Source organism: Streptomyces sp. NBC_00576 (assembly GCF_036345175.1).
Lineage (GTDB): Bacteria > Actinomycetota > Actinomycetes > Streptomycetales > Streptomycetaceae > Streptomyces.
In genome coordinates this window covers 3,366,313-3,383,661 of the sequence record NZ_CP107780.1, presented here as the reverse complement: position 1 = coordinate 3,383,661, position 17,349 = coordinate 3,366,313, and the positions used below count along the sequence as shown (strand labels likewise).

Annotated in this window: 17 protein-coding genes; 6 read left to right on the top strand and 11 right to left on the bottom strand. The window is 70.9% G+C overall.

All coding sequences use genetic code 11. The annotated features are described in order from the left end of the window. Positions 1–88 precede the first annotated feature (88 nt). Genes OG734_RS14020 through OG734_RS14000 form a run of 5 tightly spaced genes read left to right on the top strand, consistent with a single transcriptional unit; the run spans position 89 to position 5,874 of the window. Positions 89–2,992, top strand: a complete 2,904-nt coding sequence (locus OG734_RS14020; RefSeq protein WP_330287827.1) for a sensor histidine kinase — start codon at positions 89–91, stop codon at positions 2,990–2,992. After that, positions 2,989–3,543, top strand: coding sequence for a roadblock/LC7 domain-containing protein (locus tag OG734_RS14015; protein ID WP_330287826.1), 555 nt, complete (start codon positions 2,989–2,991; stop codon positions 3,541–3,543). The genes OG734_RS14020 and OG734_RS14015 overlap by 4 nt, the downstream gene beginning before the upstream one ends. Continuing rightward, complete coding sequence (locus tag OG734_RS14010) at positions 3,540–3,947, top strand: DUF742 domain-containing protein (RefSeq protein WP_330287825.1); 408 nt, start codon at positions 3,540–3,542, stop codon at positions 3,945–3,947. Before OG734_RS14015 ends, OG734_RS14010 begins: the two co-directional genes overlap by 4 nt. After that, complete coding sequence (locus tag OG734_RS14005) at positions 3,928–4,593, top strand: GTP-binding protein (RefSeq protein ID WP_330287824.1); 666 nt, start codon at positions 3,928–3,930, stop codon at positions 4,591–4,593. Before OG734_RS14010 ends, OG734_RS14005 begins: the two co-directional genes overlap by 20 nt. Before the next feature lie 27 nt (positions 4,594–4,620). After that, positions 4,621–5,874 carry a styrene monooxygenase/indole monooxygenase family protein gene (locus OG734_RS14000; protein ID WP_330287823.1) on the top strand — a complete coding sequence of 418 codons (1,254 nt, stop codon included), beginning with the start codon at positions 4,621–4,623 and terminating at the stop codon, positions 5,872–5,874. Here OG734_RS14000 and OG734_RS13995 read toward each other — a convergent pair. From OG734_RS13995 to OG734_RS13980, 4 genes are all read right to left on the bottom strand, one after another. Next, on the bottom strand, positions 5,847–7,073 hold the full coding sequence (locus OG734_RS13995) for a C40 family peptidase (protein WP_330287822.1): 1,227 nt from the start codon (positions 7,071–7,073) through the stop codon (positions 5,847–5,849). The two genes, OG734_RS14000 and OG734_RS13995, sit on opposite strands and share 28 nt — an antisense overlap. A 275-nt stretch (positions 7,074–7,348) precedes the next feature. After that, positions 7,349–7,675: a hypothetical protein gene (locus OG734_RS13990; protein ID WP_330287821.1), complete on the bottom strand. Its 327-nt coding sequence runs from the start codon at positions 7,673–7,675 to the stop codon at positions 7,349–7,351. 4 nt (positions 7,676–7,679) lie between these two features. Beyond that, on the bottom strand, positions 7,680–8,342 hold the full coding sequence (locus OG734_RS13985) for a TetR/AcrR family transcriptional regulator (protein ID WP_330287820.1): 663 nt from the start codon (positions 8,340–8,342) through the stop codon (positions 7,680–7,682). A 74-nt stretch (positions 8,343–8,416) separates the two neighbouring features. Next, entirely contained in the window at positions 8,417–9,367 is a 951-nt protein-coding gene (locus OG734_RS13980) for an AurF N-oxygenase family protein (RefSeq protein WP_330287819.1), read from the bottom strand. 140 nt (positions 9,368–9,507) lie between these two features. On the opposite strand from OG734_RS13980, the gene OG734_RS13975 reads away from it, so the two are divergent. Next, positions 9,508–10,407, top strand: a complete 900-nt coding sequence (locus OG734_RS13975) for a hypothetical protein (RefSeq protein ID WP_330287818.1) — start codon at positions 9,508–9,510, stop codon at positions 10,405–10,407. Here the strand turns inward: OG734_RS13975 and OG734_RS13970 are convergent. The 7 genes from OG734_RS13970 to OG734_RS13940 all read right to left on the bottom strand — a co-directional run bounded on the left by OG734_RS13970 (position 10,388) and on the right by OG734_RS13940 (position 17,305). After that, positions 10,388–10,891: a DUF3291 domain-containing protein gene (locus OG734_RS13970; protein WP_330287817.1), complete on the bottom strand. Its 504-nt coding sequence runs from the start codon at positions 10,889–10,891 to the stop codon at positions 10,388–10,390. The two genes, OG734_RS13975 and OG734_RS13970, sit on opposite strands and share 20 nt — an antisense overlap. 44 nt (positions 10,892–10,935) lie before the next feature. Next, complete coding sequence (locus OG734_RS13965) at positions 10,936–12,393, bottom strand: penicillin-binding transpeptidase domain-containing protein (protein ID WP_330287816.1); 1,458 nt, start codon at positions 12,391–12,393, stop codon at positions 10,936–10,938. A gap of 35 nt (positions 12,394–12,428) precedes the next feature. Next, a complete protein-coding gene (locus OG734_RS13960) occupies positions 12,429–13,895 on the bottom strand; it encodes an FtsW/RodA/SpoVE family cell cycle protein (protein WP_330287815.1) in 1,467 nt (488 codons plus the stop codon). A 41-nt stretch (positions 13,896–13,936) separates the two neighbouring features. Continuing rightward, positions 13,937–14,539 carry an SH3 domain-containing protein gene (locus tag OG734_RS13955; protein WP_330287814.1) on the bottom strand — a complete coding sequence of 201 codons (603 nt, stop codon included), beginning with the start codon at positions 14,537–14,539 and terminating at the stop codon, positions 13,937–13,939. A gap of 67 nt (positions 14,540–14,606) precedes the next feature. Beyond that, positions 14,607–15,893 carry a HAMP domain-containing sensor histidine kinase gene (locus tag OG734_RS13950; RefSeq protein WP_330287813.1) on the bottom strand — a complete coding sequence of 429 codons (1,287 nt, stop codon included), beginning with the start codon at positions 15,891–15,893 and terminating at the stop codon, positions 14,607–14,609. Then, entirely contained in the window at positions 15,890–16,642 is a 753-nt protein-coding gene (locus OG734_RS13945) for a hypothetical protein (protein WP_330287812.1), read from the bottom strand. The genes OG734_RS13950 and OG734_RS13945 overlap by 4 nt, the downstream gene beginning before the upstream one ends. Positions 16,643–16,798: 156 nt before the next feature. Further along, a complete protein-coding gene (locus tag OG734_RS13940) occupies positions 16,799–17,305 on the bottom strand; it encodes a protein-tyrosine phosphatase family protein (protein ID WP_330287811.1) in 507 nt (168 codons plus the stop codon). Between the last annotated feature and the right edge of the window lie 44 nt (positions 17,306–17,349).

Below are 17,349 nucleotides of genomic sequence, written 5' to 3'. Positions count from 1 at the left end.
GCGGCCATGCAGTTGACGGATCGTCACCCCGGTCCCCACGGATCGTCACCCGGGCCCATGGGCACACGAGTCAGGAATGCGAGCACCGGTGCAGAAGACGCGGCCTCGGCGCACAGGCAGGCAGACAGCTCCCGCGGGGAGCGCTACCGGTGGCGCCCCGACCGATCCCGCGGGCCGGGGACGCCCCGCCCACGTCCGCAACCGGCTCATCGTGGCCGTCGCCGTCGTGGCCGCCGCGATCGCCGGGGCCGGCGCCCCGTCCGTCGTCGCCGCCTCCTCCCAGCTCCACGACTCCCAGGATCTGGTGACACTCGCGGCGCAGACCCAGGACTCCCTGACTCTCGCCCACTCGCTCGCCGACGAACGCGACGAGGTCACCGTCTACCTCGCCGCCGGCCGAGCCAAGGTGAAGGCGCCCTCCGAGCAGCGCACCACCCGCGTCGACCGGCAGGTCGGCGATCTGCTCGCGAACCCCGACACCCCGGCCGCGCTGCGCGCCGACCTGGACGACATCGCGTCGCTGCGCAAAGAGGCGCTCGCCGGGAAGAGCACCGCTCTCCAGGCGCACGAGACGTACTCCGCCGCCATCGTCGGCCTGCACCGTCTCGCCGAGCAGTTGGCCGAGCAGCAGCCGTCCCGTGCGGGCGCAGGCGCGTACGCATTCGCCGAGCTCGACTCCGCCGTCCAGCAGGCCGCCGCCGCCCGGGGCCTTCTCCTCGCCGCGCTCAGTGTGCCGACGTCCACCGAGTCCGTGTACGACCCGGTCACCGGACTGACCTCCGACCAGACCGTCACCACACCGGCGAACACCAAGCAGCGGGGCGCCCTCAGCGCCGCCGCCCAGCAGGCCCGTCTGCGCTCGGACGCGGCGCTCGCAGACTTCCGCGAGAGCGCCCCCGAGGCCGCCGTCGGCAGTTACGACTCCACGGTCACCGGACCCGAGGTCGACACCGCCGACAAGTACCTCGCCTCACTCACCGACCAGCCCACGCTGTCCACGCGCGAACTGGCCACCGGCCTCAGCGCCGTGGACGCGGCCCTCTCCGCCCGCGTCGAGCTGATGCGCGGCGTCGAGTCCTCCCTCTACGACCGCCGCACCAAGGCCCTCATCCAGCTCCGCGACGACGACGTCACCGACCTGGAGATCCGGATCGCCGCCCTCGGCGCCCTCCTCCTGGTCGCCGTCGGTATCGCCACCGCCATGGCCCGCACCCTCACCCGCCCGCTCTCCGTGCTGCGCCGGGGCACCGCCCGGCTCGCCGAGGCCGCCGATCCGCTCGTCGAGGAACCGGTCAAGTTCACCGGCCGCAACGACGAGTTCGCCCAGGTCGTCCGCTCCGTCAACGCCCTGCACACCCGTGCCCTGGCCGTCCACGAGCGCATCGCCACCCTGGAGGCCGACCGCAAGCACCTGGTCGGCCAGCGCCAGAAGATGGCCGACGCCCGTGAGGAACTGCGCGCCGAACTCGCCGACGCCGCCACCCAGTTGGCGCGCACCCGGGACAGCATCCACGGCACCTTCGTAAACCTCGCGCTGCGCACCCTGGGCCTCGTCGAGCGCCAACTCGCCGTCATCGAGGGCCTGGAGGAGCGCGAGCAGGACCCGGACCGGCTCGCCACCCTCTTCAAGCTCGACCACTTCGCCACCGTCATGCGCCGGCACAGCGAGAACCTCCTCGTCCTCGCCGGCGCCGAACACGGCCACCAGCACGTGGGTCCCGTCCCGCTCGTCGACGTGGTCCGCGCCGCCGTGAGCGAGATCGAGCGGTACGAGCGGGTACGCATCTCCGCGCTGCCGCCGCACGCGCATCTCGCCGGGTTCGCCGCCGACGACGTCAGTCATCTGCTGGCCGAACTCCTGGAGAACGCCACCTCGTTCACCCCGCCCGAGCTCCCGGTGGAGATCTCCGGCTGGCTCCTGGAGAGCGGCGAGATCATGCTCTCCGTCCAGGACGAGGGCATCGGCATGACCGCCGAGCGCCTGGTCCGCCTCAACTCCCGCCTCGCCGACTTCGATCCGGACGCCCCGCACGACACGTACGAGACGAGCGAAACGGGTGAGGCCGCCGAGAAGGAGGGCGGCGACGGGATCGGGCTCGGACTGTACGTCGTCGCGCGGCTCGCCCATCGGCACGGTGTGCGGGTGCAGTTGCGGGAGCAGAAGCAGGGTGGTGTCGCGGCGGTCGTCATACTGCCGAAGGCGCTGCTGGTCCCGGACCCGGCCGCCGTATCGCCGTCGGCCACGTCGACGCTCGGCGGCTCGACACTGTCCTTCCCGGGGGCCGACGCAGAGGTCAACTCCAATGTCCTGCAAGGGCGTTCGGAGGCCGAGGAGCCGGGCGGGGAACTGGAGGCGGAGCCGGACGAGGCGCCGGCCGACGACCTGATCCCGGCCGACGCACCGGACCCGATGATCGCCCTGGCGGAGCGAGCCGTACGGAACGCGGAGGCCGACGCCGAGGCTGACTCGGACTCGGACACCGGCTCGGACACGGACGTGCCAACGCCGGAGTCCGACCCCGCGCCCCTCCCCGCGTCCGAGATCACCATGGAACTGTTCGCGCCGGAACCCCCGGCCGAGGACACCGCCGAGCCGACCGTCCCCACGGCTCCCGACACCGACACCGACACCGAAACCGTCTCGGACCCCTATGCCATCGGCCCCGACGCGCACGAGCGCGCCGAGGAGGAGCCGGTCACCGACAAGGGGTTGCCCAAGCGGACCCCGAAGATCACCGCGCCCGCGGCGCCGCCGAGACCACGTATGGGATCCGTCGATGCCGAGGCACTGCGCCGCAGGCTCGGCGGGTTCCAGCGGGGTGCGCGCGACGGACACCGTGACGTGGAGGCGGAGATCGCCGAGCAGACGGGACGGTCGGCGCAGACAACACAGACAACACAGGCAACACAGACGGAAGAACCGGCACGTACGGCTCAGCCGGCACGCGCCGAAGAAGCCACGGGGGGAACAGTCGAGGAGGCAAGCAGTTGACCGCGCCCAGTACCTTCGGCCTGAGTAGTGAAGCCCGCAACCTGCACTGGCTGCTGACCAATCTCGTCGAGGAGGTGCCGGGACTGACGTCGGTCGCGGTCGTCTCCTCGGACGGGCTGCTCCTGCTCTCGTCCGACCCAGACAGGAACGCGGAACGTCGGCCTGACCAGCCGACCGGCCCCAAGGGCTCCGCCGCCGACCTCGCCACGATCGTCTCCGGTATCGGCAGCCTCACCATCGGCGCCGCCAAGCTGATGGACTACGGCGGCGTCAAGCAGACCATGGTCGCGATGGAGGACGGCACCCTCTTCGTGATGTCGATCAGCGACGGCTCGCTGCTCGGTGTGCACGGCTCCCCGGACTGCGACATGAGCGTGGTGGCGTACCACATGGCGCTCTTCGTGGGCCGCGCCGGCCACGTCCTGACCCCTGAACTCCGCAGTGAACTACGGGAGTCGATCGAGCGGGGGGCGACGGACAACGAGCCGGTCGGGGTCGGTCCGATGGCGGTCCGGGCAGTGCGGGACCGGTCGGCGGGGGGTGCCAAGTGAGTACGCCCGCCGTGCCCAGGTTGCCCGTCCGGGGCGGCGACCGCAAACCGGCCCGGGTACGCCCGTACTCGCTGACCGGCGGCCGGACCCGCTTCGGCCATGTACTCCTCGTCGAGACGTTCGTCGCCGCGATCGAAGCGTCCGAGGAGCGCAAGGAGTTGGAGAATGGTTCCCTCAGCACCCGGGTCATGCCGGAGCTGCGGGCCATCGTCGAACTGTGCCGCCGGATGCGTACGGTGGCCGAGATCGCCGCGCTGCTGAGGACGCCGCTGGGTGTGGTCCGCGTGCTTCTGAGCGATCTCGCGGACCAGGGAAAGATCCGTGTGTACGGAACCGGTCACGGGCCGGGGCAGCCGGACCGCGCGCTGCTGGAAAGGGTGCTGAGTGGACTCCGTCGTCTCTGACGTCGCCCGTGGCGTCTCCCCGCTTCTCCACCTCCCGCCGGAAGGTCAACTTCCTGCGGAGAAAGAGGAGTTGCGGCCGTGGCAGGAGGACCGCACCCGTGCGCCGATCGCCACGAAGATCGTGATCGCGGGCGGCTTCGGCGTCGGCAAGACCACGATGGTCGGCACCATCTCGGAGATCGAGCCCCTCCAGACGGAGGCGCTGATGACCGAGGCGAGCGAGGGCACCGACGACCTCACCGCGACCCCGGACAAGCAGACGACCACCGTGGCCATGGACTACGGCCGCGTCACGCTCGACGACGACCTGGTCCTCTACCTCTTCGGTACGCCGGGACAGCAGCGGTTCTGGTTCATGTGGGACGACCTGGTACGCGGCGCGATCGGCGCGGTCGTACTGGCCGACACTCGGCGGCTGAAGGAGTGTTTCCCGGCGCTCGACTACTTCGAGAGCTGCGGGCTGCCGTACGTCGTGGCCGTCAACCACTTCGACGGCAGCGCCGAGTTCGACGCGGCGGACGTGCGGGACGCGCTCACGGTGCCGGCGCACATACCTGTCATGATCATGGATGCGCGGCGCCGCCTCCCGGTGATCGAGACCCTGCTCGCCCTCGTGGGGCACGCGCTGGACGTCAGTCCCGAGTAACTGCGACAAGGGGAGAGAGCAGACCGTATGCGGAAGATACTCGTCGTCGGAGCCGGTCAGGCCGGACTCCAGATAGCCCTCGGACTCCAGTCGCACGGGTACGAGGTCACCCTGATGTCCAACCGGACCTCGGACGAGATCCGGTCCGGCCGGGTCATGTCCACGCAGTGCATGTTCCACACCGCCCTCCAGCACGAGCGCGATCTCCAGCTGAACTTCTGGGAGTCCCAGGCCCCGAAGATCGAAGGACTCGGCGTCTCGGTCGCGGCCCCCGGCTCGCACGACCCGGGCCCGACACAGCGCGCGATCGACTGGCTCGGCACGCTCGACGGCTACGCCCAGTCGGTCGACCAGCGGGTGAAGATGGCCGGCTGGATGGAGACGTTCGCCCAGCGCGGCGGCCAACTGGTCATCCACGGCGCGGCAGTTGGCGACCTCGACTACTTCTCCCGTACGTACGACCTGGTCCTCGTCTCGGCGGGCAAGGGTGAGCTGGTGTCGATGTTCGCCCGCGATCCCGACCGTTCCCCCTACCGCGAGCCGCAGCGCGCGCTGGCCGTCGCCTACGTCCACGGCCTGGGCCCGCGCCCCGAGCACCCGGACCTGGACGCGGTCCGCTGCAACCTGGTCCCGGGCGTCGGTGAGCTGTTCGTCATGCCGACGCTCACCACCTCGGGCCGCGCCGACATCCTGTTCTGGGAGGGCATACCCGGCGGCCCCCTCGATGTCTTCAACGGCGTCCGCGACCCGGCCGAACACCTCTCCCTGACCCTGGAACTCATGGAGCGGTTCACGCCGTGGGAGTACGCGCGGGCCACAAAGGCCGAACTCACCGACGCGGGCGGCACGTTGGCCGGCCGCTACACCCCCACCGTCCGTAACCCGGTCGGCCGGCTGCCCGGTGGCGGCCTGGTCCTCGGGGTCGCCGACGTGGTCGTGGCGAACGACCCCATCACCGGCCAGGGCTCCAACTCCGCCTCGAAATGCGCGGCTTCGTATCTCGCGTCGATCATCGAACAGGGCGAGAAGGAGTTCGACGAGACCTGGATGCGGGCCACCTTCGACCGCTACTGGGACACCGCCCAGCACGTCACCAAGTGGACCAACGCGATGCTCGCCCCGCCGCCGGAGCACATCATCAACCTCCTCGGCGCGGCAGGCCAGTTGCCCCCCGTGGCCAACCGCTTCGCCAACGCCTTCGACGACCCGTCGGACTTCGAGAACTTCTTCTACGAGCCAGACAAGACGGCCGCTTACCTGGGTTCGGTCGCGGGGGCGTAGTCACCGGATCCCGTGGGCTCTGTGGGCTCTGTGGGCTCCGTGGGGAGGGCGTAGCCCTCGTCCGAGCCCGCTGTGGCGTCGGCGGGGAGCTTCGGCGGGGTGTACCGCCCCAGGGGCTCCCCGTCCGGGTCCGGCCGTACGGCGCCCAGCACCGGGTTGGCCGCGACCGGCGACACCTTCACCTTCGCGCCCGGCCGCGGCGCCTGTACGACCATCCCGTCCCCGAGATACAGGGCCACGTGCGTCGCCTCGGGGAAGTAGACCACCAGGTCACCGGGGCGCAGCTCGGCCAGCGGGATGTGCGGCAGCCGCGCCCACTGCTCCTGGCTGGTCCGGGGGATGGGCCGCCCCGCCTTCTCCCAGGCCTGCGAGGTCAGCCCCGAGCAGTCGAACGTCGCAGGCCCCTCCGCACCCCACTCGTACGGCTTCCCGAGCTGCGCCACCGCGTGACGCACCGCCCGCTCACCGTCCTCGGACGGCTTCCGGTCGGCGCTGAGGGCGCCGGAGGTGATGAACTCCCGCTGTTTACCGGCTACTTGGTCGCGCTCCAACTCGGCCAGTTCGGCGAGCTGTTCGGTGCTCAGGGAGGCGAGCAGCTCCTCGACCGCCCTGAGGCGTTCCCGTACGAGGTCCCGGTCCCTCTTCTGCTTTTCGCCGAGGGTGAGTTGCTCGTCCAGGGCGGCACGGGCCGTACGCGCCAGACCGTCGGTGCGCCGCTCACCCCCGACCAGCCTGCCCACTGTCTCGGCCCGCTTCAGCGCCAACTGCCGGATCACATGGTCTTGTTCGAGCGCGTGCTGCGGATCGCGGGCCAGCAGCAGCCGTACGTACGGGGAGATGTCGGTGCTGCTCTGGTACTGCTGCCGGGCGAGCCGGCCGAGGGCGCCGCGCCGCTCGCGCAGGGAGAGCCGGGCGTGCACGAGCTGCCGGTCCAGCCGCCGCACCTCGGCGCGCTGCCGCTTCAGCCGCTCGGCGGTGGCGGCGTAGGTGTCGGTGGCCTGCTCGGCCTCGCGGTACAGCCGTTGAAGGTCCGTCAGGAGGGCGGCGACGGACGGCTCGTTGGCTTCACGGGGGGCGAGGGCAGGGGATCGGGTCGCTGAGGGGCTCGGGTCCGGTACGGCCAGTGCTGGGACCGGTGCGAGGAACGTGCCGGCCGCCATCGCCGCCGTACAGACCAGACGCAGAAGCCTTCCTGACACGTCATCACCTCCGGTGCGAGGCGGACCTTCCGCTCCGCACCGCGAGCTTGTGACGTGGGCGCGAGGTCCGCGCGGCGAGCGTGCGCGGTTCGGCCCAACCTCGTCACCCGTCGGTGTCGTCCGGCTTGCCCTGCGGCGTGGCGTTCAGGGCCTGCTCAGCGGATCATGCCGGAGACGCGGGGCCGCGGTGACATCAGCCGCTCCGCGGTGGGTGCCCGTCTGTGGCCTTGTCGTCGGGTGCCGAATCGCCCACTCTCGACTCCGCTCACCTGCGCTTATTCGGCACCGTGGCCATCCTCGGACCTGCTCGGCCGGGCAGGCCCTGGTCCCGTGGTCGGTTTCGACCACGGCCAGCGCAGTTTGCCGTCGCCGGGCTTGTCTCCCTCGGGGTCGTACGCGTACTTCCAGCCCGGGTGCAGGCCCAGCTTTCCCGGCCCGCCCCTGGGGACGCGCCGGTAGACCAGCACGGTCGGCGGGCCGCCGGCCGCGTCCGGCACCGGGACCTTGTACGTCTTCGGCGGGTGGCCGGTCGGCCCGAGCAGGATGGGCAGCACGCGGCCGTCCAGGGGGCCGCCCTCGAAGGCGGTGTCTTGGCTCTTCACGGGATCAGTTTCCGGTATCCGCGCCCAGCGCGTCGCGTACGACCGCCGCGGTCTGCGGGTCGCGTCCGGCCGTCACGGCGAGGGCCGCCATGAACTGTTCCACCAGCCAGTCCCGCAGCTCGTCGACCGGCGGCTCCTTGTCCTCGTCCAGCCAGATCAGCGAGGCCGCCTCGACCGAGGTGATCCACATCCGTACGGTCATCCGCAGCCGGGGGCCGGGTTCCGTGACCCCGAGATGGCTGAGGATGTGCTCGGCGGCGGTACGGCGGACCCGGTCCACTATGGCCGTCGTACGTGACGTCTCGACAACGCTGCCGCCCTGGAGGAGGGCGCTGAAGCCGGCGTCGTGCTCGTCGACGAAGGCGAGGTAGCGGTCGAGGGCGCGGGAGAGGCGCTGGGGGAGTGGGCCCTCGGGGGGTTCGTCGAAGCAGAGTTCGAGTTCCTCGGCGGCGGAGCGGAGCGCGGCCTCGTACAGCTGCTGCTTGCCGCCGGGGAAGTAGCGGTAGACGAGGGGGCGGGAGACTCCGGCCGCCTCCGCGACGTCGTCGAGGGAGATGTCCTCCGGGGGGCGGTGCGCGAAGAGGGAGAGGGCGGCTTCGAGCAGTTGGTGTCTGCGTTCCTCGACGCCGAGTCGTCGGTATGCGGGAGCGGGGGCGTCCGGGGTCATGACGAGCAGGTTAATCGCGGCACCGACTTGGGGCTGCCGCCCCAGCCCTCGCTTCGGCCTGAACGGCCTCGTCCTCAAGCCCCGGACGGGCTGGTTGGTCCCAGCAACCCCGACGAGATCCACAGCCTCCGCCCCACGCCCCGCAACACCCCGATGTCGTCCAGGAAGTCCGTGAGCCGCCGGGCCCCCGTCTGCATCACTTCCCGCCGGTGCCCGCTCGCCCGCACCTGCGCCACCGCCTCCGCCCTGTCCAGGCCCACGTTCGCGTAGACGTCCGGGTTGACGAACGCGACCGAGAACACACGGGCGAACTCGCCGGAGCTGACGCGGGTGTACTCCTGGGACCACCTGGGGGCCGTCACCATCTGGCGGCGGAGTTCCTCACGGGCGTAGCGGACGTGGCGGGCCTCCTCCACGACGTGGATCCTCGTCACGCCCCTGATCAGCGGCTGGACGCGCTCGTCCGGGAACGTCAGGCGCTGCATCCAGTCGAGGACCTCCTCGCCGAGCAGGGTCGCCGTGAAGGAACCGGGGGTGGTGGACACCGTCTTGAAGAAGCGGCCCAGGTTCTGGTGCATGCGGCTGACCGGGTAGTACGGGGTGCCGCCGCGGCTGATCAGGCGGGCGAACATCTTCGAGTGACGGCACTCGTCCTCGATCTCCGTCAGGGCGTAGCGGACGTGCGCGCTCGTCGCCGCCTTGTCGTAGATGTGCCGTACGAGGAGCTGCATCAGGATGATCTCGAACCAGATGCCGAGCGAGGCGAGCGCGGCCGCCTCGTGCTGGGAGAGCAGGATGCGCTGCTCCTCGCTCATCCGCTTCCACATCGGAGTGCCGTACAGGGAGACCAGCTCGGGCGGCCAGAACCACTTGCCGTCCTCGAAGGGGGCGTCCCAGTCGAGTTCCTTGTCCGGGTCGAAGGAGTGCTTGGCGGACGCGTCGAGCAGCCGCTCGGCCACCTGTTCCCGGTCCTTGAGCACGCCGAGTGCGTCGCGGAGTATCTCGGCTTCCGTCACTGTCGTCACATTCTTATGAGACCGCTTGTCAGCAAGTCGGTCAATCCCCTGGGCGCTACTTACGCGTAGCTTTACGCGCAGCCCAGTCCGGGGCTGTCCGGGGCTTATTCGGGGCTTATGGAGTCACCCAAGTGCAGTAGCGTGCTGGCGTGTCCACGACTCCGCCGCCCCAGCCGCCCGACAACCCCTACGGCCCGCCCCCGACTTCAGGGCCCTACGGCCAGCAGCAGCCGCCTCCGCCGCCGCAGCAGCCGTATCCGGGCCCGCCACCGGGGCCGTACCAGACCCCGGGCCCGACCGGCCAGAATCCCTACGCCCAGCAGCCGCCGCCCCCGTTCGCCTACGGGCAGCAGCAGCCCTACGGCGCGCCGGCCCCCGCCCCCTGGGGCGCGCCGCCTCCGCCGCCCAAGAAGAGCCGGCTCGGGCTCATCCTCGGCATCGTCGGCGGTGTCGTCGTGCTGGCCGTGGCGGGCGTGGCCGCCCTCTACTGGATCGGCGTGAAGTCTGACGCCGGCTTTCCCGACGCGGAGTACAAGCTGACGCTGCCGCAGAAGGTGCTCGACGAGAAGTACGAGCTCGCCGGCGACCTCTCCGGCGCCGAGGGCAAGGCCATCGAGGACGAGGCCGACGGCGCCTGGGACGCCCGGGACACCAAGGCCGTGGTCGGTCAGTACAGCCTCGGCGGCGACCAGGCCCAGGGCACGCTGGTGGTGTCCGGCATGTACGGACGGTTCAAGAACACCGACCTCGCCCGCAACAACATGATGAAGGGCGCGGCCGGCGGCGACGGTGCCAAGGTCGCCGTCAAGCCCAAGGACTTCAAGCCGGCCGGCTCCGACGTCACCGTGACCTGCGAGGTGCTCGTCCAGACCCAGCTCGGTACGGAGATCACCATGCCCGTCTGCGGCTGGGTGGACGGCAACACCGGTGCCTCGATCGCCGAGATCACCGCGGACACGGTCACGCAGAAGCCCGCCCAGGTGGACCTCGCGGCGGCCGCCGAGACCGCCGTCAAGATCCGCGGCGAGATCAGGAAGCCGATCGGCTGAGCGACTCCGGCACCGGAGTCGCGAGGCCGGGCGGGAACGACGTACGCAGGGTGAACGCGTACTCCGTCGGCCCGTGCGCACGCAGATGGAGGAGGCGGGTCTCCGCCTCCTCCACCGTCGGGCGGTGCCCTGCCGGCACCCACCACAGAGTTGTGACCGCCTCTTCCAGCCGCTCGAAGAACTCACGGCGGCGCGCCAGCAACTCCCGGTGCTGCCCCTGGTACATGAACGCCGTGAGAGCGTTCGTGTCCCGCCACACCGACATGTTCACCAGGATCCAGTCGTCGTCGAACATGTGCGTGTCGGTCGCGTCGCCCGTCTCGCCCTGCAGCCGCCAGACGAATCCGTCGGAGGCGTCGGCGACGGCGTTGACGGGGTCAAGGCCGTCGGCAAAAGGCTTCAACCGGTCCGAGTCCAAAGGGGCTTTGAGGCGGCCGATGTTGACCTGGGCGAGTTCGTACGCGGCGTCCGATGATGGAGTCATGGCCGCACGGTAGGTCGGGGGCCCGACCGTCGCACCCCCTTTTCTCACCCGCCGAGCACCGCCTCCATCACCGCCCGCGCGATCGGCGCCGCCGTCCCGCCCCCGCTGATGTCCGTACGGTCGGCGGAGGCGTCCTCGACCACCACCGCCACGGCCACCGTCGGCTCGACGTCCCGTTCGCCCTGCGCCCAGGAGACGAACCAGGCGTACGGCGTACCGGCGTTGCCGATGCCGTGCTGGGCCGTGCCCGTCTTGCCGCCGACCGTGGCGCCGGGAATCGCCGCGTTCGTTCCGGTGCCCCGCTCCACGACGTCCCGCATCAGCTCGCGCATCCTCGCGGCGGTAGAGGGATACATCGCCCGGAGCCGGCTCCGTACGCCCGAGGTCGCAACTGTCGTGCCGCTCGCGGTGGTTGTCCGCTCCACCAGGTAAGGGGAAGGCACCTGGCCGCCGTTGGCGACCGCCGCCGCGACCATCGCCATCTGCAACGGAGTGGCCCGCGTGTTGTACTGGCCGATCGCGGACAACGCCAACTGCGCCTTGTCGACATGGCGGTCGAAGGTGCTCCGCGCGACCGAGAAGGGAATGCGCAGCCCCGAGTCGTTGAACCCGAAGCCGTCCGCCGTGGCCGCCAGGTCGGCGACCCCCACGTCCACGCCCAGCTTGGCGAAGACCGTGTTGCACGACCAGGCGAACGCCTCCCGCAGCGAGACGTCCGCACACCCGGCGCCCTCGTTCGTCAGGGCCGTGGACGTACCGGGGAGGCGGTACGGGTCTGGGGAGTGGGTCGTCTCGTCCAGATCGGTGACCACCCCCGCGTCGAGGGCCGCCGCCGCCGTGACCACCTTGAACGTCGAACCCGGCGGATAGGTCTGCCGCACCGCCCGGTTGAGCATCGGCTTGTCCGGATCGCCGTTCAGCCGCCGCCAACTCCGTTCCACAGAACGCCTGTTGCCGGACAGCGCCGCCGGGTCGTACGACGGCGCGGAGACCAGGGCCAGGATGCGCCCGGTCGACGGCTCCACCGCCGCCACCGCGCCCTTGCGCCCGCCGAGACCCTCGTAGGCGGCCTGCTGGGCGGCCGGGTCGATGGTGGTCACCACCTTGCCACCGGGGTTCAGCGCGCGCGTCACGTCGTTCCACAGGGGGAACGGGGAGAGGAACGGATCGGTGCCCGACAGGATGCCGTCCTCGGCGTGCTCCAGGAACGTCGTGCCGTACACCTGGGAGGCGAAGCCGGTGACCGGGGCGTACAACGGGCCGTTCTTGTACGTCCGTTCGTAGCGGAGCTGCTCCCCGGTGTCCGTGGACCCGGTGACCGGCCGGTCACCGACCAGGATGGCGCCACGCGGCTGGCCGTAACGGGCGATCACCTGGCGGCGGTTGGCCGGGTTGTCGTCGTAGCGCTGTGCCTGGACGACCTGGACGCGGGTGATGTTGACGAGGAGGGCGAGGAGCAACAGGGCGCAGAAGAGGGCGGCGTGCTCGATGCAGCGGGTCATCTTCCGGGGTTTTCTTGCCCGTTCGGGTTGTCTCGTCATGCTGTGCCTCGTCGTGCTGTGCCTCGTCGTGCTGTGCCTGATCGTGGTGTGGATTGCCCGTCGTCGTCCTCTTTGTGCCGTCCGCGCGCCGAGTCGCTGATCCGGATCAGCAGCGCCACGATGATCCAGTTGGTGACGACGGACGAGCCCCCCTGCGCCAGGAACGGCATCGCCATGCCCGTGAGCGGGATGAGGCCCGACACCCCGCCCGCGATCACGAACACCTGGAGCGCGATGATCGAGGCGAGGCCTACGGCCAGCAGCCGGCCGAAGGGGTCGCGCAGCGAGAGGCCGGCCCGGTAGCCGCGCTCCACCAGGAGGGCGTACAGGATGACGATCGCGGAGAGGCCGGCCAGCCCGAGTTCCTCGCCCGCCGTCGCCAGGATGAAGTCCGACTTGGCCGCGAAGCCGATCAGGATCGAGTGGCCGAGGCCCAGGCCGGTGCCGAGGATGCCACCCGCCGCGAACGCGAACAGCGACTGGGAGAGCTGGTTGGGGCCCTGGCCGGCCTCGATCGACGCGAACGGGTGCAGCCAGTCCTCGACGCGGCCGTGGACATGCGGTTCGAGGGTGCCGACCGCGAAGGCGCCCAGCGCGGCCAGCAGCAGACCGACCGCGATCCAGCCGGTGCGACCTGTGGCGACGTACAGGAGGACCACGAAGAGGCCGAAGAAGAGGAGCGAGGTGCCGAGGTCGCGCTCCAGGACCAGTACGCCGACGCTGAGCAGCCAGATCGCGACGATCGGGCCGAGGACGCGCCCGGTGGGGAGCTGGAGACGGCTGAAGCGCCAGATCTGGCGGCCGGTGTAGGCGAGCGCGCCCCGGTTGGCGGCGAGATACGCGGCGAAGAAGACGGCCAGCAGCACCTTCGCGAACTCGCCCGGCTGGATGGAGAATCCGGCGATCCGGATCCAGATGCGGGCTCCGTTCACCGACGGGAAGAAGACCGGGAGGGCGAGCAGGACGAGGGCGGCGGTCACACAGACGTACGCGTACCGCTGGAGGACGCGGTGGTCGCGCAGCAGCACGACGACCACGATGAACAGCGCCACGCCGACCGTGGACCAGACGAGTTGGGCGGGGGCGGCCCGGTGCCCCGGTGTCTCCAGGTCGAGCCGGTAGATGAGGACCAGGCCGAGGCCGTTGAGCAGCACGCCGATGGGCAGCAGGAGCGGGTCGGCGCAGGGGGCGCGCCGGCGCACCGCCAGATGGGCGAGGAGCGCGAGTACGCCGAGCCCGGCGCCGTAACCGGCGGCGCCGGGCGGGACGGTGCCGTTCTTCGCGAGGCCCACGTCGCAGTAGCCGTACACGGAGAGGAGGACGGCGACGACGAGCAGGGCCAGCTCGATGCCACGGCGCCGGGGGACGCGCGGGGCTGGAACGGGGGGATCGGCGGGCTCCGAGAGCCAGGGCTTCGGGGATTCCTCGTACTCCGCCGCCACGGTGGTTCCGGGCTTCGTCATGTCCGGAATCTACCCATAACTCATGGAATGTTGCGTGCAGGTCAGCAGAAGCGCGGTGCGGCGCCGATGTTGTCGATGTACCGGGCGGCGCCCCAGGCCCAGGTGCCGTCCGTGAGGAGGTACCAGAGCGAGTTGCCGTCGACGTTCTCGCCGCCGGTCTTGCAGAAGATGTTGACGATGGAGCCCTGCGGGACGACCCGGATGATCGCGCTGCCACGGTTGGGCGCGCTGCGCAGCCGCAGTCCGCCGATGGCGGTGACGATCCCCTTGTAGGGACCGACGTTGTTGCTACTGGTGTTGTTGTTGTGCTGGCCCCAGTCGTTGTTGCTCGGCTGTTGCTGTTGCTGGTGGTTGTTGCTCGGCTGCTGCTGCTGGTTGTTGTTCTGCTGATTCCAGCTGTTGTGGCTCTGCTGCTGCCCACCGCCGTCGTTGTCGCTCTGGTTGCTCTGGTTGCTCTGGTTGCTCTGGTTGCTCTGGTTGCTCTGGTTGCTCTGTTGCTGCTGCTGGTTCCAGCTGTTGCCGTTGTTCTGCTGGCCCCAGTCGTCGTCGGCGGGACTCGCGAGTGCCGGGGCGATGGTGCCGACGGAGAGCGCGGTGGTGGCGACGGCTATGCCGAGGCGGGTCAGGGTGGTCCGCGGTGACATGTGGGCTCCTTTGTCCGGACAGAGCTGACTAACCGCCACGCTAGGAGCGGGTCGTGTAATGCGCCCGTCACGCTGGGCCGTTGGTGGCGAGTCCCCGCGATTCGGCCAGGGTGAGCGTCGCCAGAGCGCCGCCGCCCTCGCGCTGCGGCACATTGGCGAAGGTCAGCCGGGCGCCCAGTACCTCCGCCTGGCCCAACGCGATCGTCAGCCCGAGCCCGTGTCCGGTCGCCCCGCCCTCCGTACGGAACCGCTGCGGCCCGTGCTCCACCAGGTACTCCGGATAGCCGTCACCGTGGTCCCGCACGCTCACGACCGGCCCGTCGACGGCCAGCGTCACCGGCGTACGGCCGTGCCGATGGGCGTTGGCGACCAGATTCCCGAGCACCCGTTCGAGTCGGCGTCGGTCGGTGTCGACGAGGGCGTCACGGACGATGACGATCTCCGTGTCGGCTCCGACGGTTCCCGAGGCCCGTACGACCCGTTCGGCGAGGGCGCCGAGTGGCTCGGTGTCGGCCTCCAGCCGCTCCTTGCCCGTGTCCAGCCGGGAGATTTCGAGCAGGTCCTCGGTGAGCGTACGCAGCGCGGCGACCCGGTCCCTGACCAGTTCGGTCGGTCGCCCGGGCGGCAGCAGTTCGGCCGCCGCGTGCAGCCCGGTGAGTGGGGTGCGCAGCTCATGGGCCACGTCGGCGGTGAAGCGCTGCTCGCTCAGGAGTTTCCGTTGCAGCGAGGCGGCCATCGTGTCGAGGGCGGCGGCGACGGCGGCGACCTCGTCCGGCGGACGGCTCGGATCCTGCGTACGGACGTCGTCGACACGGGCGTCCAGGTCGCCGGCGCTGATCCGGCGGGCCACCTGGGCGGTCGCGTGCAGCCGGCGGGTCACCCGGGTCACCGCGAACGCGCCCACCAGCAGCGTCGCGCCGATGGCGAGGCCCGACGACCACAGGATCGCCCGGTCGAGGCCCTCGATCGTACGGGCGCTCTGCGAGTAGTCGAGCGCCACGGCGAGAGCGCGCCCGCCGTCCGCGGGTCCCGCCGCCCACATCGTCGGCACGCCGTCCTGGTCGGCGACCATCGTGCCGCGCTCCCCGGCCGCCGCGAGCGCCCGCAGCTCCGTGGGCAGCCCCTCGGGATCGATACCGGTGCGCGGCCGGAGGGCGTCCCCGGCCTCGTACGCCGCCGTGGCCTCCACGAGCCGGGACAGGGCACGGTCGCGGGCCTGGTCGACGGTCTGATGGGTCACCGAGACATGCACGAGGACGCCGAGCAGGGCGGCGAGGGCGCAGCACATCCCGGTGATGAACAGCGCGGCCTTGGCGGCGAGGGTGCCTGCCCATCCGGGCAGCGCGACCCTCACCGGGTGCTCGCGGACGAGGAGGCGGTGGGGGAGTGCGGGGCGCGCTTGGGTTTGTCGGGTTTGCCGGTACGGAGGAACTCGTCCCGGGTGAGCAGCATCGCCTTCTGTTCGGAGTCCCAGGTCCACTGGGTGCGGTACTCGTACCCCGGGATCTGCGACGGCGAGCGGATGATCACGGCCCGGCCGGCCAGTTCCACAGCGGTCACGGCGTCGTCGTTCGCCATGATCTGCACCAGCTTGTGCCGCTGGAAGGCGTACACGCGTACGGCCGTTCCGTTGCCCGGCAGCAGCCGGAAACCGAGGGCCATGTCGTCGCGCCCGTCGCCGGTGAGGTCGCGGTAGTAGGCCCTGAGGACGGGACAGGCGCCGGCGCCTTTTCCGCTCCCGCTGCCGCCCTTCCGGCCGCAGGACGCCATCCCGGAGGCCGTCCCTGCGTACGGGGGGTTGTCGGCGTACAGCTCGGGGTGCGCGGCGATCTCCGCCCGTACGACGGCCACCGGGTCGACCTTGCGGATGTCGTCGCCGGGGGCGGTGACGCCCTTCACGGTCTCGGTCTCGGCCTCGCCGTAGTCCCAGGCGGGGCTGGAGGCGGCGGGCAACTCGGGCCAGAGCCTGGCGGGTCCGACGGCGGTGGGGGTCGGCCCGGCGCCGTGCAGCCCACCGGCGTCGCCGCAGGCGGAGGTGGCGGTGGCGAGCGCGAGAACGGCGAGAACGGCGAGGGCGGCGCGGGAGGTGCGGCTGGGGTTCACTGCGCTCCTGCGGGCCGGGACGGGCGTGGCGGGCGTGACGGGCGATGGTCGAGCGACCCTCGACTCGTAGGCCACACCTTATTCGGATGGATGTCGCATTTACCGGATGGGTTGCTCCGGCCGTTCGGCCAACTCCGCCGGTTGCACCTGCCCCGCTTACTCCGCGAGCTCCTCCAGCAGGCGGGCCGTGGGCAGGCCCGTGCGCAGATACTCCACGAAGAGCTGGTTGTGCAGGGCCCAGGGGGAGCGGCGGGACCGGATGAGCCGGATCGCCTCGTCGACGCTGTGCCCGTCGCGGACGAGTGCGTGCGCGACGACGAGCCCCGAGCGGTTGTAGCCGCTGTAGCAGCGCACGAGCACCCTGCGCCCGTCCTCCTGCGCGGCGCACGCGGCCTCGGCGAGCCGGATCACGCCGGCCAGCTGCGTCCCGTCGAGCGGCCCGTCCGGGATGGCCCACACATGATGCTCAACGCCGGGATCGGGCCCGTACCCAGGCAGCTTGAGCAGAGTCATGACCAGGTCGAACTCATCGTGCACGACGGCGAATTCAAGCTCCCCCGGGCGCCTGGTGAACTCGTGTCCGCCCATCCACAGCCCGGGCACGATCTCGCTCCACGGCTCGCCCGGAGCCGGTACGTCGGGCTGCTTCCCGCGGGTCCGCAACTACGCCGCCTCCCCCACTCGGGCACCCAACTCCGCCCTCAACT

Coding starts and splice junctions, on each gene's coding strand:
- OG734_RS13960 (WP_330287815.1), bottom strand. CDS start 13,895: ATGACGAAGCCCGGAACCACCGTGGCGGCGGAGTACGAGGAATCCCCG.
- OG734_RS13985 (WP_330287820.1), bottom strand. CDS start 8,342: ATGACCCCGGACGCCCCCGCTCCCGCATACCGACGACTCGGCGTCGAG.
- OG734_RS13970 (WP_330287817.1), bottom strand. CDS start 10,891: ATGACTCCATCATCGGACGCCGCGTACGAACTCGCCCAGGTCAACATC.
- OG734_RS13965 (WP_330287816.1), bottom strand. CDS start 12,393: ATGACCCGCTGCATCGAGCACGCCGCCCTCTTCTGCGCCCTGTTGCTC.
- OG734_RS14000 (WP_330287823.1), top strand. CDS start 4,621: ATGCGGAAGATACTCGTCGTCGGAGCCGGTCAGGCCGGACTCCAGATA.
- OG734_RS13955 (WP_330287814.1), bottom strand. CDS start 14,539: ATGTCACCGCGGACCACCCTGACCCGCCTCGGCATAGCCGTCGCCACC.